General features: G+C 66.3%; 24 protein-coding genes and 2 tRNA genes. 16 read left to right on the top strand and 10 right to left on the bottom strand.

The window, feature by feature from the left end; translation table 11 throughout:
* Nucleotides 1–9 precede the first annotated feature (9 nt).
* Nucleotides 10–1,266 carry a tyrosine--tRNA ligase gene (tyrS, locus tag ACREEF_RS02800; RefSeq protein WP_431564088.1) on the bottom strand — a complete coding sequence of 419 codons (1,257 nt, stop codon included), beginning with the start codon at nt 1,264–1,266 and terminating at the stop codon, nt 10–12.
* Nucleotides 1,267–1,448: 182 nt separating this feature from the next.
* Between tyrS and ACREEF_RS02795 the strand changes: the two genes are divergently transcribed.
* The 3 genes from ACREEF_RS02795 (at nt 1,449) to ACREEF_RS02785 (ending at nt 4,671) form a co-directional block, all read left to right on the top strand.
* The gene (locus tag ACREEF_RS02795) at nt 1,449–2,591 is read left to right on the top strand and encodes an anhydro-N-acetylmuramic acid kinase (RefSeq protein ID WP_431564087.1); all 1,143 of its coding nucleotides are present in this window, start codon (nt 1,449–1,451) and stop codon (nt 2,589–2,591) included.
* The gene (locus ACREEF_RS02790; protein ID WP_431564086.1) at nt 2,588–3,466 is read left to right on the top strand and encodes a DMT family transporter; all 879 of its coding nucleotides are present in this window, start codon (nt 2,588–2,590) and stop codon (nt 3,464–3,466) included. Before ACREEF_RS02795 ends, ACREEF_RS02790 begins: the two co-directional genes overlap by 4 nt.
* A 227-nt stretch (nt 3,467–3,693) precedes the next feature.
* Nucleotides 3,694–4,671, top strand: a complete 978-nt coding sequence (locus ACREEF_RS02785) for a TerC family protein (RefSeq protein ID WP_431564085.1) — start codon at nt 3,694–3,696, stop codon at nt 4,669–4,671.
* A gap of 6 nt (nt 4,672–4,677) precedes the next feature.
* Here ACREEF_RS02785 and ACREEF_RS02780 read toward each other — a convergent pair whose 3' ends face one another.
* Nucleotides 4,678–5,328, bottom strand: coding sequence for an alpha/beta hydrolase (locus tag ACREEF_RS02780; protein ID WP_207827275.1), 651 nt, complete (start codon nt 5,326–5,328; stop codon nt 4,678–4,680).
* A gap of 161 nt (nt 5,329–5,489) precedes the next feature.
* Here ACREEF_RS02780 and ACREEF_RS02775 point away from each other — a divergent pair, with 161 nt between their 5' ends.
* From ACREEF_RS02775 to ACREEF_RS02720, 12 genes are read left to right on the top strand one after another with little or no spacing between them, the layout of a single operon-like run.
* On the top strand, nt 5,490–5,960 hold the full coding sequence (locus ACREEF_RS02775) for an Rrf2 family transcriptional regulator (protein ID WP_431564084.1): 471 nt from the start codon (nt 5,490–5,492) through the stop codon (nt 5,958–5,960).
* Nucleotides 5,957–7,093 (top strand): cysteine desulfurase family protein, encoded by a 1,137-nt coding sequence (locus ACREEF_RS02770; RefSeq protein WP_431564083.1) that lies wholly within the window; start codon nt 5,957–5,959, stop codon nt 7,091–7,093. Before ACREEF_RS02775 ends, ACREEF_RS02770 begins: the two co-directional genes overlap by 4 nt.
* Nucleotides 7,094–7,096: 3 nt before the next feature.
* Complete coding sequence (sufB, locus tag ACREEF_RS02765) at nt 7,097–8,563, top strand: Fe-S cluster assembly protein SufB (protein WP_431564082.1); 1,467 nt, start codon at nt 7,097–7,099, stop codon at nt 8,561–8,563.
* On the top strand, nt 8,560–8,793 hold the full coding sequence (locus ACREEF_RS02760; RefSeq protein WP_431564081.1) for a hypothetical protein: 234 nt from the start codon (nt 8,560–8,562) through the stop codon (nt 8,791–8,793). The genes sufB and ACREEF_RS02760 overlap by 4 nt, the downstream gene beginning before the upstream one ends.
* 5 nt (nt 8,794–8,798) lie before the next feature.
* Nucleotides 8,799–9,548 (top strand): Fe-S cluster assembly ATPase SufC, encoded by a 750-nt coding sequence (gene sufC / locus ACREEF_RS02755; protein WP_431564080.1) that lies wholly within the window; start codon nt 8,799–8,801, stop codon nt 9,546–9,548.
* On the top strand, nt 9,545–10,699 hold the full coding sequence (gene sufD, locus ACREEF_RS02750) for a Fe-S cluster assembly protein SufD (protein ID WP_431564079.1): 1,155 nt from the start codon (nt 9,545–9,547) through the stop codon (nt 10,697–10,699). Before sufC ends, sufD begins: the two co-directional genes overlap by 4 nt.
* Nucleotides 10,696–11,916, top strand: coding sequence for an aminotransferase class V-fold PLP-dependent enzyme (locus ACREEF_RS02745; protein WP_431564078.1), 1,221 nt, complete (start codon nt 10,696–10,698; stop codon nt 11,914–11,916). Before sufD ends, ACREEF_RS02745 begins: the two co-directional genes overlap by 4 nt.
* A 5-nt stretch (nt 11,917–11,921) precedes the next feature.
* On the top strand, nt 11,922–12,323 hold the full coding sequence (locus tag ACREEF_RS02740) for an SUF system Fe-S cluster assembly protein (RefSeq protein ID WP_431564106.1): 402 nt from the start codon (nt 11,922–11,924) through the stop codon (nt 12,321–12,323).
* A 10-nt stretch (nt 12,324–12,333) separates the two neighbouring features.
* The gene (locus ACREEF_RS02735) at nt 12,334–12,732 is read left to right on the top strand and encodes a HesB/IscA family protein (RefSeq protein ID WP_114816505.1); all 399 of its coding nucleotides are present in this window, start codon (nt 12,334–12,336) and stop codon (nt 12,730–12,732) included.
* Nucleotide 12,733: 1 nt separating this feature from the next.
* Nucleotides 12,734–13,723: a methionine ABC transporter ATP-binding protein gene (locus tag ACREEF_RS02730; RefSeq protein WP_431564077.1), complete on the top strand. Its 990-nt coding sequence runs from the start codon at nt 12,734–12,736 to the stop codon at nt 13,721–13,723.
* A complete protein-coding gene (locus ACREEF_RS02725; RefSeq protein WP_431564076.1) occupies nt 13,723–14,379 on the top strand; it encodes a methionine ABC transporter permease in 657 nt (218 codons plus the stop codon). The genes ACREEF_RS02730 and ACREEF_RS02725 overlap by 1 nt, the downstream gene beginning before the upstream one ends.
* A 19-nt stretch (nt 14,380–14,398) precedes the next feature.
* A complete protein-coding gene (locus tag ACREEF_RS02720) occupies nt 14,399–15,208 on the top strand; it encodes a MetQ/NlpA family ABC transporter substrate-binding protein (protein ID WP_431564075.1) in 810 nt (269 codons plus the stop codon).
* A 4-nt stretch (nt 15,209–15,212) separates the two neighbouring features.
* Here the strand turns inward: ACREEF_RS02720 and ACREEF_RS02715 are convergent, their stop codons facing one another.
* The 8 genes from ACREEF_RS02715 to ACREEF_RS02680 form a co-directional block, all read right to left on the bottom strand.
* The gene (locus ACREEF_RS02715) at nt 15,213–15,533 is read right to left on the bottom strand and encodes a YbjQ family protein (protein ID WP_431564074.1); all 321 of its coding nucleotides are present in this window, start codon (nt 15,531–15,533) and stop codon (nt 15,213–15,215) included.
* A gap of 15 nt (nt 15,534–15,548) precedes the next feature.
* The gene (locus tag ACREEF_RS02710; RefSeq protein WP_431564073.1) at nt 15,549–16,076 is read right to left on the bottom strand and encodes a dihydrofolate reductase; all 528 of its coding nucleotides are present in this window, start codon (nt 16,074–16,076) and stop codon (nt 15,549–15,551) included.
* Between the two features lie 52 nt (nt 16,077–16,128).
* Complete coding sequence (locus ACREEF_RS02705) at nt 16,129–16,800, bottom strand: aquaporin (protein WP_431564072.1); 672 nt, start codon at nt 16,798–16,800, stop codon at nt 16,129–16,131.
* A 90-nt stretch (nt 16,801–16,890) separates the two neighbouring features.
* Nucleotides 16,891–17,205, bottom strand: a complete 315-nt coding sequence (locus ACREEF_RS02700) for a phosphoribosyl-ATP pyrophosphohydrolase (protein ID WP_431564071.1) — start codon at nt 17,203–17,205, stop codon at nt 16,891–16,893.
* Nucleotides 17,202–17,711 (bottom strand): hypothetical protein, encoded by a 510-nt coding sequence (locus ACREEF_RS02695; RefSeq protein WP_431564070.1) that lies wholly within the window; start codon nt 17,709–17,711, stop codon nt 17,202–17,204. The genes ACREEF_RS02700 and ACREEF_RS02695 overlap by 4 nt, the downstream gene beginning before the upstream one ends.
* Nucleotides 17,708–18,565 carry a thymidylate synthase gene (locus tag ACREEF_RS02690; protein WP_431564069.1) on the bottom strand — a complete coding sequence of 286 codons (858 nt, stop codon included), beginning with the start codon at nt 18,563–18,565 and terminating at the stop codon, nt 17,708–17,710. The genes ACREEF_RS02695 and ACREEF_RS02690 overlap by 4 nt, the downstream gene beginning before the upstream one ends.
* Before the next feature lie 69 nt (nt 18,566–18,634).
* Nucleotides 18,635–19,183, bottom strand: a complete 549-nt coding sequence (locus ACREEF_RS02685; RefSeq protein ID WP_431564068.1) for a DUF924 family protein — start codon at nt 19,181–19,183, stop codon at nt 18,635–18,637.
* 75 nt (nt 19,184–19,258) lie between these two features.
* A tRNA-Pro gene (locus ACREEF_RS02680) sits at nt 19,259–19,335 on the bottom strand.
* Between the two features lie 213 nt (nt 19,336–19,548).
* Here ACREEF_RS02680 and ACREEF_RS02675 point away from each other — a divergent pair.
* Nucleotides 19,549–19,622 (top strand) — tRNA-Gln (locus ACREEF_RS02675).
* The last annotated feature ends 45 nt before the right edge of the window (nt 19,623–19,667 follow it).

The following is a 19,667-nucleotide window of genomic DNA, read 5'->3' as shown; positions in this document are numbered from 1 at the left end:
CTTTGCTCCTTAGACCGGCTTGACCAGCACGATCTTCTTCTTGCCGGCGGCTAGCTTGAGCACGCCGTCGGCGTTGATGTCGCCAGCCTCGATCAGGCGCGCGCCGTCGGCGATCGCTTCGTCGTTCAGACGCAGGCCGCCGCCCTGGGCTAGGCGACGAGCCTCGCCGTTGGAGGCGGTCAGGCCGGCCTTGGTCACGACGGCGGCGATCATGGCGCCGATCACCTCATCCTTCGGCAGTTCGACGGTCGGCAGGTCGGCCGACAGCTGGCCTTTTTCGAAGGCGGCCTCGGCGGCGGCGCGAGCGGCCTGGGCCGCTTCCGAGCCGTGCAGCATCGAGGTCGCGGCGTCGGCCAGGGCCTTCTTGGCCTCGTTGATCTCAGCGCCTTCCATGGCCTCGAACAGCGCGATCTGGTCCAGCGGCAGGTCGGTGAACAGGCGCATGAAGCGACCGACGTCGGCGTCCTCGGCGTTGCGCCAGAACTGCCAGTAGTCATAGGGGCTGAGCTGCTCGGCGTTCAGCCAGACCGCGCCCTGCGCCGTCTTGCCCATCTTGCCGCCCGAGGCCGTGGTCAGCAGCGGCGTGGTCAGGCCGTAGGAGGCCTTCTGGTCCACGCGGCGCACCAGATCGACGCCCGAGGTGATGTTGCCCCACTGGTCCGAGCCGCCCATCTGCAGCGTCACGTTCAGCGAGCGGTTCAGCTCCAGGAAGTCCACCGACTGCATCAGCATGTAGTTGAACTCGAGGAAGGTCATCGGCTGCTCGCGCTCGAGGCGCAGCTTGACCGAGTCGAAGCTCAGCATCCGGTTGACCGTGAAGTGGGTGCCGTAATCACGCAAGAACTCGACGTAGCCGAACTTGGACAGCCATTCGTCATTGTCGACCATGACCGCGTCCGACGGGCCATCGCCGAAGGTCAGGAACTTTTCGAACACGGTCTTGATCGAGGCGATGTTGGCCTGGATGGTCTCGTCGGTCAGTTGCGGGCGCGAGGCGTCCTTGCCGGTCGGGTCGCCGACCTTGGTCGTGCCGCCGCCCATCAGGACGACGGGCTTGTGCCCGGCCTGCTGCAGACGGCGCAGCATCATGATCTGGATCAGGCTGCCGACGTGCAGGCTGGGGGCCGTGGCGTCGAAGCCGATGTAGGCCGTCACGATCCCGTTCGAGGCGGCCTCGTCCAGCTCCACCGGGTGGGTCACCTGGTGAATATAGCCGCGCGATTGCAGGGTCTTGAGGAAGTCGGACTTGAAGGCTTGGTCGGTCATGGACGGCTCCGTAGCAGGGATGCCGGCGGCCGTCTTCCTTTCGGGAAGTCGCGCCGCCAGCGAAGGCGGCACGAGATCGCGGCCGCTCGCTAGCTCAGCGAACGGTAATACAGGCCGGAAATGGCGCGGACGGCGATCATGGGCGCTAGCTACGGCGTGCGCGACGTGGCAGTCAACCCGCCATGACGACCTCCTCCTCGACCAAGACCCTTCGCGTGCTCGGCTTCATGACCGGCACCTCGCTCGACGCCGTGGACATGGCGGTGATCGAAACCGATGGCGAGAACATCATCAGCTTTGGCCCGGCCGGCGAGATGAAGCTGGACGCCGAGACGCGCGCCATCGTCGAGGACGCCATTGAGGACGCCCTGGACTGGGAGCGCGATGAGGAAGAACCCGACAGCTTCGAGGACGCCCGCATGGCCGTGGCGGACGCCCATCTGGCGGCGGCGCTCAGCTTCATGGCGGTGAACGGCGTGAAGTCCAGCGCCCTGGATCTGGTCGGGGTGCATGGTCAGACCGTGCTGCACGAGGCGCCGACGCCGGAGCTGCCGGGCCGCACCGTACAGTTGATCGACGCGCTCAGCGTGGCCGAGGGGCTGGGCGTGCGCACCGCCTATGATTTCCGCAGCGCGGACGTGGCGGCGGGCGGGCAGGGGGCGCCCCTGGCCCCCGTCTATCATGCGGCCCTGGTGAAGAAGGCGGGCCTGAGCGGGCCGGTCGCCGTGCTGAACCTGGGCGGGGTCGGCAACATCACCCTGATCCGCGCTGACGGCGGTCTGGAGGCCTTCGACACCGGCCCGGCCAACGGCATGGTCGACCTGCTGGTCCAGTCGCGCGGCAAGAAGCGCATGGATGAAGGTGGTCGTCTGGCGGCGGCGGGAACTGTCGATCAGGCCGTGCTGGACGCCTATCTGGCCCATCCCTATTTCGCGGCGACGGGGCCGAAGTCGCTGGATCGGTTCGACTTCTCGCTGGACCCGGTGGCGGGCTTGTCGCTGGAGGACGCGGCGGCGACGCTGACGGCCTTTGCGGCCCAGGCTGTGGCGCTAGGCGTGGCGCGCTGCTCGGAACGTCCGACCAAGGTCGTGGCCTGCGGCGGCGGGCGGCATAATCCGGTGCTGCTGGGGGCCATCCGCGAGCGCGCGGGCGTGCCGGTCACGACCGCCGAGGACGAGGGCTGGCGCGGCGACTCGATCGAGGCCGAGGCCTTCGCCTTCCTGGCCGCGCGCTGTCTGCTGGGCCTGCCGATCAGCTTCCCCGGCACGACGGGCGTGGCCGAACCCATGACCGGCGGCCGTATCGTGGAGCCCGGCGAACAGTGAGCCTGGCCCAATCCCAGCGGTTCTGGGGCGTCGCCAGCGGCGTGGCGGCCGGGGCCCTGTGGGGGCTGGTCTTCCTGGCGCCCAAGGTCGCGCCCGAGGCCTCGCCGATGATGCTGACGGCGGGACGCTACCTCGCCTATGGCCTGATCGCCGCCCTGCTGATCGCCCCGCGCTGGCGGCGCGTGACCGCAGCGCTGGATTGGAAGGCGTGGCGGGCGCTGGCCTGGCTGAGCCTGGCCGGGAACATCGTCTATTTCGTCTTCCTGGTGGTCAGCGTCCATTTCGCCGGCGTCGGGGCCTCGGCCCTGATCGTCGGCATGGTGCCGGTCGTGGTGGCCCTGTGGGGGCTGAAGGACAAGGATTCGCCGCCGCTGGCGCGCGTGGCGCCGCCTATCGCCGTGGCGGCCCTGGCGGTCGGCCTGATCGGCTGGGAATCCCTGAGCCAGACGGGCGCTGCGGGCCATGACGGCCTGCAGACCCTGATCGGTCTGGCCTGCGCGCTGGCCGCCCTGCTGTCGTGGTCGGCCTTCGCGGTTGGTAACAGCCGCTGGATGGGGCGGCTTCCCGACGTTTCGCCGCACGACTGGTCGCTGCTGACCGGCGTGGTCACGGGCGGGTTCGCCCTGTTGCTGGCCGTCCCGGCGCTCCTGACCATGGGCGCCTGGTCGGGCGAAGCCTGGATGCGGCTGATCGGTGTCAGCGTCGCCGTCGCCGTCCTCGCCTCCATCATCGGCAACGCCTTCTGGAACCAGGCCAGCCGCCTGCTGCCCCTGACCATGTTGGGCCAGATGATCGTGTCAGAGACCCTGTTCGCCTTCCTCTACGGCTCCTCTGGGAAGGGCGCGGGCCGACCGTCATCGAGGTCGTCGCCATGATCCTGATGGTCGTCAGCGTCGTTTGGTGCGTGCGCGCCCACCGACCTGCAGCCCTCGCGGCGGCGGAGGGCGACCACTGAGTCATTTGCGTTTCCTGGCGAACGCGCGGCTCGGGTTCGCGTTAGCAACAGTGCGGACCGGGCCCCTCTGGCGACCCTGATCGTGATGTCGGACCGCAAGGATCGCAGTGTGCGCGGTCATGGTTGAGTGCGGTCTCGAGGCGTCGAATGGAGTTTCTTGTCGTCGACTGGATGGGGAAGCCGGCCTGGATGTGGGCGGCCTTCATCGGCGTGGTCGTCGCTTTGTTGGCGCTGGATCTTGGCGTCCTGCACCGGACAGAGCGCGAGATCGGCGTTCGCGAGAGCCTGCTGCTGTCGGCCATGTACATCGTCATCGCCCTGTTGTTCGGCGGCTGGGTGTGGCGAGAGCTGGGGGCGGACAGCGGTCTGGAGTTTCTGACCGGGTTCGCCGTCGAGAAAAGCCTGGCGATGGACAATGTCTTCGTCATCGCCCTGATCTTCACCGCGTTCGGCATCCCGCGCCTCTATCAGCACCGGGTGCTGTTCTGGGGTGTGCTGGGCGTCATCATACTGAGGGCGGTGATGATCGCGGGCGGCGCGGCCCTGGTCAGCCGGTATGAATGGGTGCTGTACGTCTTCGCGGCCTTCCTGATCTTCACGGGAGGAAGGATGATCACCGCCCGACGGGGGGCGGATGCGAATGTCGGACACGGCGTCCTCACCTGGCTGAAGCGGCGGATCAAGGTGACGGACAGCCTGCACGGCCATCATTTCTTCGTGCGTCAGCTGAACCGTCGGGGTCAGGCGACGCTGCGGGCCACGCCGCTGTTCCTGGCCCTGGTGACGATCGAGATCGCCGACGTCATCTTCGCCGTGGATTCCGTGCCGGCGGTCTTCGCCATCACGACCGACACCTTCGTCGTCTATACGTCCAACATTTTCGCCATTCTGGGGCTTCGGGCGCTGTATTTCGCGCTGGCGGCGGTGATGCACCGCTTCGCCTATCTGAAGCAGGCGCTGGCGGTCCTGCTGGTCTTTATCGGGGGGAAGGTCTTCGCCGCGCCCCTGCTGGGGCTGGAGAAGTTTCCGCCGGCGATCTCGCTCGGCGTGACGGCCGCCATCCTGGCCGCGGGCATCCTGTGGTCGATATGGAAGACCCGGGCCGAAGCCCGGGTCGACACATAAGCCTGATCAGGCCGGGTTTTCTTCCAGGCGCTTGTCCAGATAGGCGCCGACGCGACGCTCGACCGCGCCGATATGGTCCTGCCAGAAGTGGCTCGCGCCCTCTTCCAGTTCATAGTCGATGACGATGCCTTTTTGCGTGCGCAGCTTGTTGACCACGCGCTCGACCTCGACCGGCGGCACCACGGTGTCGGCCGTGCCGTGCAGGAACAGGCCCGAGGCCGGGCAGGGAGCCAGGAAGCTGAAATCGTACATGTTCGAGGGCGGCGACACTGAGATGAAGCCGTCCGTTTCCGGCCGACGCATCAACAGCTGCATCCCGATATAGGCGCCGAACTGGTAGCCGGCGACCCAGGTCTGGGTGGCGGCGGGGTTGTTGGCTTGCAGCCAGTCCAGGGCCGTGGCCGCGTCGGCCAGCTCGCCGATGCCGCTGTCGAACTCGCCCTGCGACTTGCCGACGCCGCGCGAGTTGTAGCGCAGCGTGGCGAAGCCGCGCTGGACGAACAGCTGGTGCAGGGTCACCGCCACCGGGTTGTTCATATGCCCGCCCGCCTTGGGGTGCGGGTGCAGGATCAGGGCGATGGGCGCGTTGGGGCGCTTGCCGGGCGAATAGCGGCCTTCGATGCGGCCCGAGGCGCCGGGAAGAATGACTTCAGGCATGGATCAGCGGAATCCTGTCTTCAACTGTCGTTTCGCGGGCGGACAATACTTGACCAACACAGTAGGACTTTCTAAGTCCGCACAGCGTGGCGCACTTGTCTGCGAGGGCGCGGGTTCTAGCACAAGAGCCCCGAAAAGCGCGTAAATTTTGAGGGCTTTTGATGCGCCTGTCGACAAAAGGACGATACGCCGTGATGGCGATGGCCGATCTGGCGCGCAACGGCGCCGACCGGGCGGTGTCGCTGGCCGAGATCGCGACGCGTCAGGAAATCTCTCTCAGCTATCTGGAGCAGTTGTTCGCACGCTTGCGCAAAAGCGGTCTGGTCAAGAGCGTGCGCGGCCCCGGCGGCGGCTATCGCCTAGCCCGCGAGGCGCATGAGACGGCGGTGGCCGAGATCGTTCTGGCGGTCGACGAGCCCATCCGCGCCACGCGCTGCGTCGGCGCCGGGTCGCCCAAGGGCTGCATGATCAAGGGCGAACGCTGCATCACCCACCACCTGTGGGAAGACCTGGGTCAGGAGATCCACCGCTACCTCGCCAGCGTCAGTCTGGAGGACGTGATCCAGAACCGCACGGGTCAGGCGCGCATGGGTGCAACCCCGACTGCTGCGGGCATGGAGGCGGCGGCGTGAGCGTCTATCTGGATTACAACGCCTCGGGACTGGTTCGTCCCGAAGTGCAAGACATTATGGCCAAGGCCCTGGCCGACAACGGCAATCCGTCGGCGGTGCACGCCGCCGGTCGCCGGGCGCGGGCGCGCATCGAGACGGCGCGGGCCCAGGTGGCCGAACTGGTCGGCGCCGATCCCACCGCTGTCATCTTTTCCTCGGGCGGCACGGAATCCAACGCCCAGGCTGTCGTCAGCGCTTTGGCAGCGGGCTGCGAGCGGCTGATCGTCGGCGCGACCGAGCATCCTTGCGTGGCTGAAGCCGCCGCTGTCAGCGGCGTTCCGGTCGAGGTCCTGCCGGTCGATGAGAACGGCGTGGTCGACTTGGCCTGGCTGGCCGAGGCGCTGGCGCGTCCTGGCCGCGCGGTCGTGGCCATCCATCATGCGAACAATGAAAGCGGCGTGATCCAGCCCATCGCTGAGGCGGCGGCTCTGGTTCGTGCGGCAGGCGGCTGGCTGCACGTCGACGCTATCCAGTCGGCGGGCAAGATCCCGGTCGATATGCGGGCTCTGGACGCGGACAGTCTGACCCTGTCGGCGCACAAGCTGGGCGGACCGCAGGGCGTGGGCGCTCTGGTGCTGAAGGAAGGCGTCGCCGCCGTCCGCATCCTGCATGGCGCGGGTCAGGAGCGCGGCCTGCGCGCCGGGACCGAGAACGTGCCAGGCATCGCCGGCTTTGGTGTGGCCGCCGATTGCGCCGCGCGCGATCTGGACGCGGCCATGGCCCATGTCGCCTGGCGCGACGCGGCAGCGGCCAAGGTCGAGGCGGCCGGGGCGACCATTATCGGCGGCGCGGTCGAACGTCTGCCCAACACGCTGTTCATGGCCGTCGAAGGCTGGGACAGCCCGCAGCAGCTGATCACCCTGGATCTGGTCGGGGTCATGGTCTCGGCCGGTTCGGCCTGTTCGTCGGGCAAGGTCAAACCGTCGAAGGCGATCAGCGCCATGGGGCTGGATCATCTGGCGACCGGGGGCGTGCGCGTCTCCGGCGGCTGGGGCACGACGCAAGGCGACTGGGATCGGTTCGCCGAGGCCTGGGTCTCGGCCTGGGAAAAGCACAAGGCGCGCCTGTCTGAGCGCGTGAAGGAAGTCGCGTAAGTTATGGCTGCTGTTAAGGAAACTGTCGAAGCTGTCGCCGCGCTGGAGAAGTATGCGCACGGCTTCACCTCGGACATCGAGCAGGAGTTCGCGCCCAAGGGTCTGAACGCCGACATCGTTCGCTTCATCTCCGAAAAGAAGGGCGAGCCGGAGTGGATGCTGGAATGGCGCCTGGCCGCCTTCGAGCGCTGGCTGGCGATGGAGGAGCCGACCTGGGCGGCGGTGAAATATGAGCCTGTCGACTATCAGGACCTCTACTATTACGCCGCGCCGAAGCAGAAGGAGGGGCCGAAGTCCCTCGACGAGGTCGATCCCGAACTGCTGGCCGTTTACGCCAAGCTGGGCATCCCGCTGAAGGAGCAGGAGGTTCTGGCCGGCGTGCAGGGCGCCCCCAAGGTGGCCGTGGACGCCGTCTTCGACAGCGTCTCGGTCGTGACCACCTTCAAGGAAGAACTGGCCAAGGTCGGCGTGATTTTCATGCCGATTTCCGAGGCCTTGCGCGAATATCCTGATCTGGTGCGCCAATATCTCGGCTCGGTCGTGCCGGTGTCGGACAACTATTTCGCGGCCCTGAACAGCGCGGTCTTTTCGGACGGGTCCTTCGTCTACATCCCGCCGGGCGTGCGCTGCCCGATGGAGCTGTCGACCTATTTCCGCATCAACGCCAGCCAGACCGGCCAGTTCGAGCGGACCCTGATCATCGCCGACAAGGGCAGCTACGTCTCCTATCTGGAAGGCTGCACCGCGCCGATGCGCGACGAGAACCAGCTGCACGCGGCGGTCGTGGAGATCGTGGCCCTGGACGACGCCGAGGTGAAATACTCGACGGTTCAGAACTGGTACCCCGGCGACGCCGAGGGCAAGGGCGGCATCTACAACTTCGTCACCAAGCGCGCCGACTGCCGCGGCGACCGGTCGAAGGTCAGCTGGACCCAGGTCGAGACCGGCTCTGCCGTCACCTGGAAATACCCGTCCTGCATCCTGAAGGGCGAGGAAAGCTCGGGTGAGTTCTATTCCATCGCCATCACCAACGGACATCAGCAGGCCGACACCGGCACCAAGATGATCCACCTGGGCAAGAACTCGAAGTCCCGGATTATCGCCAAGGCGGTGTCGGCGGGCAAGTCGGACTCGACCTATCGCGGCCTGGTCTCGGTGCATCCCAAGGCGACGGGCGTGCGCAACTTCACCCAGTGCGACAGCCTGCTGATCGGCAAGGAGTGCGGCTCGCACACCATCCCCTATATCGAGGCCCGCAACGGCTCGGCCCAGCTGGAGCACGAGGCGACGACGACGCGCCTGTCGGAAGATCAACTCTTCTACGCCCAGCAGCGCGGCCTGTCGGAGGAGGAGGCGGTGGCCCTGCTGGTCAACGGCTTCGTCCGCGACGTCCTGCAGGAACTGCCGATGGAGTTCGCCGTCGAGGCGCAGAAGCTGGTGGCGATCAGCCTTGAGGGGAGCGTGGGGTGACGAGCTTCCACGAGCGCTTCTTCAATCGTCGGCTGACCGGCTTCTATCCCAAGGGACCGAAGGCGCGGCGCTTTGGTTTCATCGGCCTCGGCGTCTTCCTTGCTCTCGGCGCAACCGGCCTTGCCTTGCTTTTCAATGGGCAGAAGACCTTCGGCCAGATCGTCCTCGGCGCATTGGTCATTTTGATCATCGCTTACAACGGCTTTGTGTCCACTCGTTCGGACCTGTGAGAACCATGCTTTCTATCAACAACCTCCACGTCTCGGTCGCTGACAAGCCGATCCTCAAGGGCCTGACGCTCGAAGTGCCGGCGGGCGAAGTGCACGCCGTCATGGGGCCGAACGGGGCCGGCAAGTCGACGCTGGGCTACAGCCTGTCGGGCCGTCCCGGCTACGAAGTCACCGACGGTTCCGCCTCGTGGAACGGCAAGGATCTGCTGGACCTGGACCCGGCCGAGCGCGCGGCGGCGGGCGTCTTCCTGTCCTTCCAGTATCCGATGGAGATCCCCGGCGTTCCGGCCATGACCTTCATCCGCACGGCGCTGAACGCCCAGAAGCGGGCGCGCGGCGAGGAGGAGGTCTCGGCGCCCGCCTTCCTGAAACTGGTCAAGGCGGCGTCGCAGGCGCTGAAGATGGACTTCGACATGCTGAAGCGGCCGCTGAACGTCGGCTTCTCGGGCGGCGAGAAGAAGCGAATGGAGATTCTGCAGATGGCCCTGCTGGAGCCGTCGCTGCTGATCCTGGACGAGACGGACTCCGGCCTCGACATCGACGCCCTGCGCATCGTGTCGGAGGGGGTGAACGCCCTGCGTCGCGCCGACCGGTCCATGCTGGTCATCACCCACTATCAGCGCCTGCTGGACTACATCAAACCGGACAAGGTGCACGTGCTGGCCGCAGGCCGCATCGTCGCCTCGGGCGGGCCCGAACTGGCGCTGGAGCTGGAGGCGGAAGGGTACGACAAGTTCCTGCCGACCGCCGCGTGAGCGCCCCGGTTCGCATTGATCTGAAGGCCGTCGAGACCATTCCGTCGCGACGCACCGAGGCCTGGAAATATTCCGACCTGCGTCGCTGGGTTCGTGATGAACCGCCGCTGTCCCCCGCCTTGCCCGAAGGCGAGCCGAACGATGGGCCGTTCAAGGCGCTGACCACCAATGAGGTGTTGATCGCCAATGGTCGCCTGAACTGGTGGTCGGAAGACAGCCTTGAGGAAGGCATAGAGGTCGCGCATCACGCCGGCCCCGATGCGCCTCGTATGGCCGACGAGATGCCTATGGGGGCGCTGGCCGCCGCCAAGGCGCTGGAAGGCGTCTACATCATTTCATTCAAGGCGGGCGCGCCGCGCGCCCTTGCTCTGCGCCTGCTGAGCGATGCCGTGAAAACCGGTCACCATGCGCGTATCGGCGTGGTGGTCGAAACCGGCGCCCACGCCACCCTTCTGGAATCCCATGAGGGTTGGGGCGAAGCCTATCTGTCGAACACCCTGATCGAGTTCTTCGTCCATGAAGGCGCTACGCTTGAGCGTATCGTCCTGATCGAAGAGCCGCAGGATGCGATTTCGGTGACGTCTGCCGAAGTGCATCTCTCGAAGAACGCCGCCTATCGTCAGACCGTCGCGGCGACCGGTGCGCGGTTGCAGCGACTGGAAACCCGCATCGCTCATGCCGGGGAGGGCGCGACCGTTCGCATGGACGGTCTGTACGTGCTGAAGGGCGACCGCCACGTCGATCTGACCAGCGTCGTTGATCACCGGGGACCGGATGGTCAGACGTCTCAGCTTATCAAGGGCGTCGTCCACGACACGGCGCGCGGCGTGTTTCAGGGCAAGATCATCGTCGAGCGCGGGGCCGACGGCACCGACGCCCGCATGGGCCACCACGCCCTGATCGCCAGCGAGCGCGGCGAGATCGACGCCAAGCCTGAGCTGATCATCTATGCCGACGACGTGCAGTGCGCGCACGGCAACACGGTGGGGACGCTGGATGAAAGCGCGCTGTTCTACATGCAGCAGCGCGGCATTCCCGCCGACGAGGCCCGCGCCCTGCTGGTTCAGGCCTTCCTGTTCGAGGTCGTCGACCGCATCGAGGACGAGGCGGCGAAGGGCGTGGTGCGCGAATGGCTGACGGCTCGCCTATGACCAAATTCGATCCCTATGCCGCGCGGGCGCAGTTCCCGATCCTGTCGCGACAGGTGAACGGCAAGCCGCTGGTCTATCTGGACAACGCCGCCTCGGCGCAGAAGCCGCGCGCGGTGATCGACGCCATGGTGGGGGCGATGGAGGGCAGCTACGCCAACGTCCACCGGGGTCTGCACACCCTGTCGAACGAGGCCACCGAGGCCTTCGAGGCGGCGCGCGAGATCGTCGCCCGCTTCCTGAACGCGCCCTCGGGCGAGAACATCGTCTGGACCAAGGGCGGGACCGAGGCGATCAATCTGGTCGCCAACGGGATCGGCCTGAGCATCGAGCCGGGCGATGAGATCATCGTCACCGAGATGGAGCACCACTCCAACATCGTGCCCTGGCATCTGCTGCGCGAGCGCAAGGGCGCGGTGCTGAAATGGGCGCCGATCAAGGACGACGGCTCGCTGGACATGGCGGCCTTCGCCGACCTGCTGGGGCCGAGGACCAAGGTCGTCGCCGTCACCCACATGTCGAACGTGCTGGGCACCATCAATCCGATCGCCGAGATCACCTGTCTGGCCCACGCGGCCGGGGCCCGGGTGCTGGTCGACGGTTGCCAGGGCGCGGTTCATGCGACGCCGGACGTTCAGGCGGTCGGCTGCGATTGGTACGTCATCACCGGCCACAAGCTGTATGGCCCGACCGGCGTCGGCGCCCTCTACGGCACGACCGAGGCTCTGGAGAGCCTGCCGCCCTATCAGGGCGGGGGCGAGATGATCGAGACGGTCGAGAAGGAGCGCGTGACCTACGCCAAGCCGCCGCATCGGTTCGAGGCGGGCACGCCGCCGATCCTGGAGGCTGTCGGTCTGGGCGCGGCGCTGGAATGGTTGTCGGGCTTTGATCGGCAGGCCGTGGCTGCGCATGAGATGGCGCTTTACGATCACGCCCGTTCGCGGCTGGCCGACGCCGGCTGGCTGCGGGTGCTGGGCGAGGCCGAGGGCAAGGGCGCGCTGCTGACCTTCGCCGTCGAGGGCGCGCACGCTCATGACGTGGCCCAGATCATGGACCGCTACGGCGTCGCCGTGCGGGCCGGGCTGCACTGCGCCGAACCGCTGGCGAAAAGGCTGGGCGTGACCTCGAGCACGCGCGCCTCCTTCGCCCTATATAACACCATGGAGGATACAGATGGCTTCGTGGATGCGCTGATCAAGGCGCGGAACTTTTTCGTGTGACGAGTATGGACGACGCCAAGACCGAAACTGCGATCAGCGACAGCGACGCCTTCGCCGCCAGCTGGGACGAGCCGCAGAAGAGCGCCCTGTCGCAGGCTGAGTTGGACAAGCTGACCGACGACCTGATCGAGGCGCTGAAGACGGTGTACGACCCGGAAATCCCGGTCGACATCTATGAGCTGGGCCTGATCTACAAGGTGGACGTGTCCGACGACCGCGACGTCCTGGTCGAGATGACGCTGACGGCGCCGGGCTGTCCCGTGGCCGGTGAAATGCCCGGCTGGGTCGAGGCGGCGGTGATGAAGGTCGAGGGCGTGAAGTCCGCACGGGCCAATCTGGTGTTCGACCCGCCGTGGGATTCCTCCAAGATGAGCGACGAGGCCAAGCTGGCCCTGAACATGTTCTGAGGACGCATCGATGACCGAGCTTCAGACCGCCGCCCGACCACGCCGCCCCCGGCCCAAGGCCGTGACCCTGACCGACGCCGCCGCTGCGCGCGTGCGCGAGATCATGGCCAATGCGGAAAAGGACTACGTCGGCCTGCGCGTCGGGGTGAAGAACGGCGGCTGCGCCGGTCAGGAATACACCTTTGCCTATGCCGAGCAGATCGAGCCGCTGGATGAGGTGGTCGAGGACAAGGGCGTCACCATCCTGATCGAACCCAAGGCCGTACTGTTCCTGATCGGCTCCGAGATCGATTACGAGACGACCAAGCTGGCCTCCAAGTTCGTGTTCCGCAATCCGAACGAGACCGACGCCTGCGGCTGCGGCGAGAGCGTGACCATCATCCCCGCCGCCGCCCTGGATGCCGACTGACATGATCCGACTGGAAGGCGTGACCCGGCGCTATCGCAGCGCGGCGGGCGAGCGCACGGCGCTGGACGCTGTCGACCTGACCATCGGTCGCGGCGAGGTGTTCGGCGTGGTCGGGCGTTCCGGCGCCGGCAAGTCGACCCTGATCCGCGCCATCAATCGACTGGAGACGCCTGACGCGGGCCGTATCTTCGTCGATGACCAGGAAATCACGGCCCTTAAGCCCGCCGAGCTGCGCGCCGCGCGGCGTCGGATCGGCATGATCTTCCAGCACTTCAACCTGCTGAACGCCAAGACCATCGAGGACAACGTCGCCTTCCCCTTGCGGCTGGAGGGGCGGCCCGAGGCCGAGGTCAAGGCGCGCACGGCCCAGTTGCTGGAGCAACTGGGCCTGGCCGAGCACGCCAAGAAGCATCCGGCCCAGTTGTCGGGCGGCCAGAAGCAACGCGTCGGCATCGCCCGCGCCCTGGCCTGTGGTCCCAGCGTCCTGCTGTGCGACGAGGCGACCAGCGCGCTGGATCCGGAGACGACCGAGGACATCCTGACCCTGCTGGACGGGCTGAACCGCGACCTGGGCCTGACCATCGTGCTGATCACCCACCAGATGGAGGTGGTGCGCCGCGTCTGCGACCGGGTGGCGGTGCTGAAGGACGGCAGGATCGTGGAGCAGGGCGCGACGGCGGACGTCTTCCTGCACCCGCAGCATCCCGTGACCCGCGCCATGCTGGCCGAGGGCGAAGAGGCGTTCGACGCCTCGGTCGTGCCGGCCGGCGCGCGGATGGCCAGGCTGACCTTCCGCGGCGGCTCGACCTATGAGCCGGAACTGAGCCGCGTCGCGCGGACGGTGGGCGTGGACTATTCCATCCTGTCGGGGCGGATCAGCCGCATCCGGGGCGAGCCCTATGGCCAGTTGGTTGTGGCCTTTACGGGCGGCGACGCCGAGGCGGCGGTGGCGCAACTGACTGCGCGCGGCGTGACGGTGGAGAGCATCTGATGTTCGACAATGTTGATTGGGCAGAGATCGGCCGCGCCACCGTCGACACCCTGCTGATGCTGGGCGGGTCGCTGGTGCTGACGGTCATTCTGGGCGTGCCGCTGGGCGTGCTGCTGTATCTGTCGGGCAAGGGGCGGCTGGCGGCCAATCCGATGCTGAACGCCGTGCTGTCGTTGATCGTCAACGTGCTGCGGTCGGTGCCCTTCATCATCCTGCTGATCGTCATGCTGCCGGTGACGGTGCTGCTGGTCGGCACCTCGCTGGGCGTGGCCGGGGCCATTCCGCCGCTGGTCGTGGGGGCCGCGCCCTTCTATGCGCGTCTGGTCGAGACGGCCCTGCGCGAAGTCGACAAGGGCGTGGTCGAGGCGACCCAGGCCATGGGCGGTTCGACCTTCCAGATCGTGACGCGGGCCCTGTTGCCCGAGGCCCTGCCGGGCATCATCGCCGGGGCCACGGTCACGGCCATCGCCCTGGTCAGCTACACCGCCATGGCGGGCGTGGTCGGCGCGGGCGGTCTGGGCGATCTGGCCGTGCGTTTCGGCTATCAGCGGTTCCAGACCGACGTCATGGTCGTGACCGTAGTTCTGCTGCTGATCCTCGTACAAATTCTGCAGATGATCGGCGACCGTCTGGTCGCTAAGGTCTCGCACCGCTGATTTCCTGAGAGCCCGCCCCATGATCCGCCGTTCGCTGCTGCTGTCCGCCGTCGCCGTCCTGACGCTCGCTGCCTGCGGCCAGGGTGGAGAGAAGAAGGCGGGCGCCGAGGGCGCGCCTCTGCTGGTCGGCGCGACCGCCGTCCCGCACGCCGAGATCCTGGAGGTGGTGAAGCCGATCCTGGCCGCCGAGGGCGTGCCGATCGAGATCAAGGTCTTCAACGACTACGTTCAACCGAACGTGCAACTGTCTGAAAAACGGCTAGATGTGAACTACTTCCAGACCAAGCCCTATCTGGACGAGTTCAATATCGCGCGTGGCGCCGATCTGGTGACGGTGGCGGGCGTCCACGTCGAGCCGTTGGGCGTCTATTCCAAGAAGCACACGACGCTGGCGACGATCCCGAACGGGGCGCAGGTGGTGTTGCCGAACGACGCCTCGAACACCGGGCGGTCGCTGCTGCTTCTGCAGGCGGCGGGCCTGATCACCCTGCGCGACCCGACCAATCCGCTGCAGACCGTGCGCGACATCGCGACCAATCCCAAGGGCCTCAAGTTCCAGGAGGTCGAGGCCGCCACCATCCCGCGCATCCTGCCTCAGGTCGACGCCGCGGTGATCAACACCAACTATGCGCTGGACGCCGGACTGAAGCCCAAGACCGACGCCCTGTCGCTGGAAGGCGCCGACAGCCCCTATGTGAACTATCTGGTGGCGCGTCCCGACAACCAGAACGACCCGCGCGTTCAGGCCCTTGCGACCGCTCTGCGCAGCCAGGCGGTCAAGGACTTCATCACCAAGAAGTACGACGGCGCGGTGATCCCTGCCGCCTGATCCGTCAGGCTGGTTCGACCATGACCGCCGTGCCGTAGGCGAGGACCTCGGTCACGCCGGGCATGATCTCGTTGGCGTCATAGCGCATGGCCAGGATGGCGTTGGCGCCCATGTCCCGCGCATGGGCGACCAGTTCGTCATAGGCCTCCTGACGCGCGGCCTCGGCCAGCTTCACATAGGCCCCGACACGACCGCCGATCATCGACTGCACCCCGCCGATGGCGTCCGAGACGAGATTGCGCGAGCGCACGGTAACGCCGCGCACCATGCCGATATGGCGGACGATGCGATGGCCGGCCAGGTCATTGGTGGTGGCGACGATCATGGTCGTGTCTCCGGTTCAGCGGCGGTCCAAAGTGCGGAAGGTGAAGGCGTGGTCGTCCTTCTCGCCCGCCGGATGGGCTTCCGACAGGGTCTCGACGAAAGCGGCTTCGTCAAAGGCGGGGAAATGGGCGTCGCCCTCGGGCTCGGCCTCGACCTCGGTGATGTAGAGGCGCTGGGCGCGGGGCAGAACGGCTTCGAACAAGGCCGTGCCGCCGATGACGCAGACCTCGTCCACGCCGTCCTCGACGGCGGTTTCGCGCGCGATGGACAGGGCTTCGCTCAGGTTCGAGCAAACGAGGGCACCCTTGGCCATGCCCTCGGGTTCATAGGAGCCGTCCCTGGTCAGGACGATGTTCAGGCGACCGGGCAGGGGCTTGAGCGGCAGGCTTTCCCAGGTCTTGCGGCCCATGATGCAGGGCTTGCCGACGGTGACGGCCTTGAAGCGCTGCAGGTCCGAGCGCAGCCGCCACGGCAGGTCGCCGTCGCGACCGATGACGCCGTTCCTGGCGCGGGCGACGACGAGGGCGATCTTGGGAACAGACACTGGCGAACTCCGGCAGGCGGGGGCGACGCGACGCCGCCCCCTCAATGCCGACTTAGGCCTCTGGCTCTAGCAGTTTCAAGCGGAAGAAGGCCGCGCCGATCACCGCGCCGATGGCCGGGGCGACGAAGAAGACCCAGACCTGGCTCAGGGCTTGCCCGCCGACCAGCAGGGCCGGGCCGAAGCTGCGGGCCGGGTTGACCGAGACGCCCGTCACCTGAATGCCGACGATGTGGATGACGGCCAGGGTGATGCCGATGGCGACGCCGGCGAAGGCGCCGTGCCCCTTGGCGCCCGTCACGCCCAGGATGGCGATGATGAAGATGGCCGTGGCCACGATTTCGAAGATCAGGGCGGCGTGCAGGCCGTATCCGCCCGGCGATCCGGCGTCGAAGCCGTTCTGGCCCAGGCTGGCGAAGCCGGTCTTGGCGATCAGGCCGAGGATGGCCGCGCCGATGACGGCGCCGATGAACTGGGCGATCCAGTAGACCAGCATGTCCTTGGCGCTCATGCGTCCGGCGACGAAGGCGCCCAGGCTGACCGCCGGATTGACGTGACAGCCCGACACCGGGCCGATGCCATAGGCCATGGCGATGATAGCGAAGCCAAAGGCCAGGGCGATGCCCAACTGACCCACATGATCGAACCCGCCCAGCACGGCGGCGCCGCACCCGAACAGCACCAGCACCATCGTCCCGACCAGTTCGGCCGCAAACTTCTTCAACATGATAACCCTCCCGTTTCACGCGCCCGCATCGACGCGGATCAGGGAGGGTGCGCCGAGTCTCAGGCGTTCGCCATACGGCGATACGGGAGTTTACGCTTCGGCCGTTTGCGCCCTGGGCTCCAGCCACTTCAACCATTTGCGCTGCATGGCGGCTTCCAGGTCGATGCCGGCGTGGTCGCAGTAGATGAGCAGCATGCCCAGAACGTCCGCCGCCTCGTCGCCGAGCGCGGTCGCGTCGGGCGCGCCGCGGGCGCGGCCTGTGAGGTTCAGGTGCTCCTTGGTCAGCTCGCCCAGTTCTTCCTGAAGCTTGAGCAGGGCCCAGTCGCGGTCGCGGTCGATGGAATGCTCGCGCGCATAGATGTCGGAGATGCGGAGGACGTCCGCCTTGAGGTTTTTCAAGTTCATTCAGTCGGGTACCATGTCAGCAGCGCATCGCACATTTGATGGGGTAGCGTTCGCTGGTGATATTCACGCACGCAGAGGCGGAGTGCACTGGGCGACGTGATTAGGTCGCGAGGGTTAATCAGTTGAAGTTCGTCCTCCTCCGGCCAAAGGCCATGCGTGGTTAGGCGTTTGACGTAGATGTGGGCCTTGATCGGAAGGGCAAACTTGTCGGCGATGTCCAACATCGTGACGCCGTCGAGAACGGCGTGATTGGGCTCAACAGCCGCATTGAAGGCTTCTGCTGTTAGTAAATCGGTGTAGCGCGGTCGGCTTGGTGACATTTGTAGCCCGCCCGCCACTTGGTCGAGTTGAACCCAACCTCGACCGAGAGATTGCGAAAGCTTGGAACCGAGATGGCTTTTCCCCGCGTCGGGAAATCCATCGAGCAGGATGAAACCCTCAGGCAGGCTCGAATCGCGGAGCCATACGATCAGCGCGTCGGCGTTAGAAAACTCGATGGGCTTCAAATCGCGACGGCGGCCTTGATGTGCGGCCAGGACTGGTAGTCGGTCAGCACGAAGTCCGACAGCTCATAGGCGAACAGGTCGGATTTGGGCGCGACGGTAAGGGTCGGCAGGGCCAGGGGCTGGCGGGTCAGTTGCAGCTCGGCCTGCTCCAGATGGTTCAGATACAGGTGAGCGTCGCCGAAGGTGTGGACGAAGTCGCCGGGCTCCAGCCCCACGACCTGGGCCAGCATCATGGTCAGCAGGGCGTAGGAGGCGATGTTGAACGGCACGCCCAGGAAGACGTCGGCGCTGCGCTGATACAGCTGGCAGCTCAGCTTGCCGTCGGCCACGAAGAACTGGAACAGGCAGTGGCAGGGCGGCAGGGCCATGTCGTCGACGTCGGCCGGGTTCCAGGCGCTGACGATATGGCGGCGGCTGTTGGGGTTGGTCTTCAGGCCGTGGATCAACTTCTGGATCTGGTCGATGCTATGGCCGTTCGGCGCGGCCCAGGAGCGCCACTGTTTGCCATAGACGGGGCCGAGATCGCCATTGGCGTCGGCCCATTCGTCCCAGATGCCGACGCCGTTTTCCTTGAGCCAGCCGATATTGGTGTCGCCACGCAGGAACCACAGCAACTCCATGAAGATGGAGCGGGTGTGCAGCTTCTTGGTGGTCAGAAGGGGAAAGCCCTTCGACAGGTCGAATCGGATCTGACGGCCGAAGACGCCCAGGGTGCCGGTGCCGGTCCGGTCGTCGCGGCGCACGCCGTTGTCGAGGATGTCGCGCAGCAGGTTGAGATACTGCCATTCAGGATGATCGGCGGGCGCTGCTCCGCTGCGGACTTCCAGATCGGCGAGGGCGGCAGCGGCGTTCATGGAAATAAGGATGCCGGTGATTCGTGGCGCTTTACAGGGCGCCGATTCGCTTGCCCACAGAAAGTCGGGTCACCCCTTGAAGCCATCGCCGGCCAGGAATCGGCCCTCTTCCGCCGTGGTCTCGCGGCCCAGGCAGGGGTTGCGGTGGGGGAAACGGCCGAAGCGGGCGATGATGTCGCGGTGGATGACGGCGAATTTCACCGTATCGGGCGTTTCGGCCTCGTCCAGAAGGGCCAGCAGCGTCTCCTGATCCGCCAGGAATTCCGAATGCATCAGCGGCATCAGGACGAAGGGGCGCAGGTCTGCGGCCACCTTGCGGTCGTCGCCGCGCGCGATCGCAGCCTTGGCGAACATCAGGGCCAGGGAATCGGTGGCGAACATGTGGGCCGTGTCGCGAAAGGCGTTTCGCGGCAGTTGGTCCAGCAGGATGATCAGAGCCAGCGTCCCCTCGGGCGTCGCCGTCCAGTGGTCCAGTTCGCGACGGGCGGCGGCGAAATGAGTCTCGCGGCACCGTTCGGTGAAGGCTGCGTCGAAATCGGCGTCCTTGGCGAACCATTTTTCAGGTCCGGCCTCGATCCAGAAGGCGACGACTTCGGCAGGGGAAAGCAACGAGCTCATGCGGCGGAGCTTAACGCGCGAACACGCGAATGCACGGCCCCGCGAGGGGAAAATCATCCAGCGATGTAAGAAAAATGGTCGGAGTGAGAGGATTCGAACCTCCGACCCCTGCGTCCCGAACGCAGTGCTCTACCAGACTGAGCCACACTCCGACATTTCTTCTCGACGCGGGCCAGAGGCCGTCGTTGCGTCGAGGAGGGGGCTTATAACCACGGGTTCCGGACCTCGCAAGGGCGGATTCCACCGCTTTGAAAAAAGTCGCTGCTTGATGAAAATTCTTCTGTTTTCAGGTGTTGCATCCCCCGGAACCTTGGCGTATCTCACCGCTCCTCGCGGCGATGAACCGCGGGGCGCACTGGTCCTGCTGGGGAATGGTGTAATGGTAACACTACGGTTTTTGGTACCGTCATTCTAGGTTCGAGTCCTAGTTCCCCAGCCAACCACCAGATGGTTTCAAGCATCACCCAGAGATGTCGCCGCTCAA

The organism is Brevundimonas sp., assembly GCF_050729455.1.
Taxonomy (GTDB): domain Bacteria; phylum Pseudomonadota; class Alphaproteobacteria; order Caulobacterales; family Caulobacteraceae; genus Brevundimonas.
This window is presented reverse-complemented; position numbering and strand designations above follow the sequence as displayed.

Excerpts from the sequence above, each read along its gene's own strand:
- tyrS (WP_431564088.1), bottom strand. The coding sequence starts at position 1,266 with ATGACCGACCAAGCCTTCAAGTCCGACTTCCTCAAGACCCTGCAATCG.
- ACREEF_RS02795 (WP_431564087.1), top strand. The coding sequence starts at position 1,449 with ATGACGACCTCCTCCTCGACCAAGACCCTTCGCGTGCTCGGCTTCATG.
- ACREEF_RS02785 (WP_431564085.1), top strand. The coding sequence starts at position 3,694 with ATGGAGTTTCTTGTCGTCGACTGGATGGGGAAGCCGGCCTGGATGTGG.
- ACREEF_RS02780 (WP_207827275.1), bottom strand. The coding sequence starts at position 5,328 with ATGCCTGAAGTCATTCTTCCCGGCGCCTCGGGCCGCATCGAAGGCCGC.
- ACREEF_RS02775 (WP_431564084.1), top strand. The coding sequence starts at position 5,490 with ATGCGCCTGTCGACAAAAGGACGATACGCCGTGATGGCGATGGCCGAT.
- sufB (WP_431564082.1), top strand. The coding sequence starts at position 7,097 with ATGGCTGCTGTTAAGGAAACTGTCGAAGCTGTCGCCGCGCTGGAGAAG.
- sufC (WP_431564080.1), top strand. The coding sequence starts at position 8,799 with ATGCTTTCTATCAACAACCTCCACGTCTCGGTCGCTGACAAGCCGATC.
- ACREEF_RS02745 (WP_431564078.1), top strand. The coding sequence starts at position 10,696 with ATGACCAAATTCGATCCCTATGCCGCGCGGGCGCAGTTCCCGATCCTG.
- ACREEF_RS02740 (WP_431564106.1), top strand. The coding sequence starts at position 11,922 with ATGGACGACGCCAAGACCGAAACTGCGATCAGCGACAGCGACGCCTTC.
- ACREEF_RS02735 (WP_114816505.1), top strand. The coding sequence starts at position 12,334 with ATGACCGAGCTTCAGACCGCCGCCCGACCACGCCGCCCCCGGCCCAAG.
- ACREEF_RS02730 (WP_431564077.1), top strand. The coding sequence starts at position 12,734 with ATGATCCGACTGGAAGGCGTGACCCGGCGCTATCGCAGCGCGGCGGGC.
- ACREEF_RS02725 (WP_431564076.1), top strand. The coding sequence starts at position 13,723 with ATGTTCGACAATGTTGATTGGGCAGAGATCGGCCGCGCCACCGTCGAC.
- ACREEF_RS02720 (WP_431564075.1), top strand. The coding sequence starts at position 14,399 with ATGATCCGCCGTTCGCTGCTGCTGTCCGCCGTCGCCGTCCTGACGCTC.
- ACREEF_RS02715 (WP_431564074.1), bottom strand. The coding sequence starts at position 15,533 with ATGATCGTCGCCACCACCAATGACCTGGCCGGCCATCGCATCGTCCGC.
- ACREEF_RS02705 (WP_431564072.1), bottom strand. The coding sequence starts at position 16,800 with ATGTTGAAGAAGTTTGCGGCCGAACTGGTCGGGACGATGGTGCTGGTG.
- ACREEF_RS02700 (WP_431564071.1), bottom strand. The coding sequence starts at position 17,205 with ATGAACTTGAAAAACCTCAAGGCGGACGTCCTCCGCATCTCCGACATC.
- ACREEF_RS02690 (WP_431564069.1), bottom strand. The coding sequence starts at position 18,565 with ATGAACGCCGCTGCCGCCCTCGCCGATCTGGAAGTCCGCAGCGGAGCA.
- ACREEF_RS02685 (WP_431564068.1), bottom strand. The coding sequence starts at position 19,183 with ATGAGCTCGTTGCTTTCCCCTGCCGAAGTCGTCGCCTTCTGGATCGAG.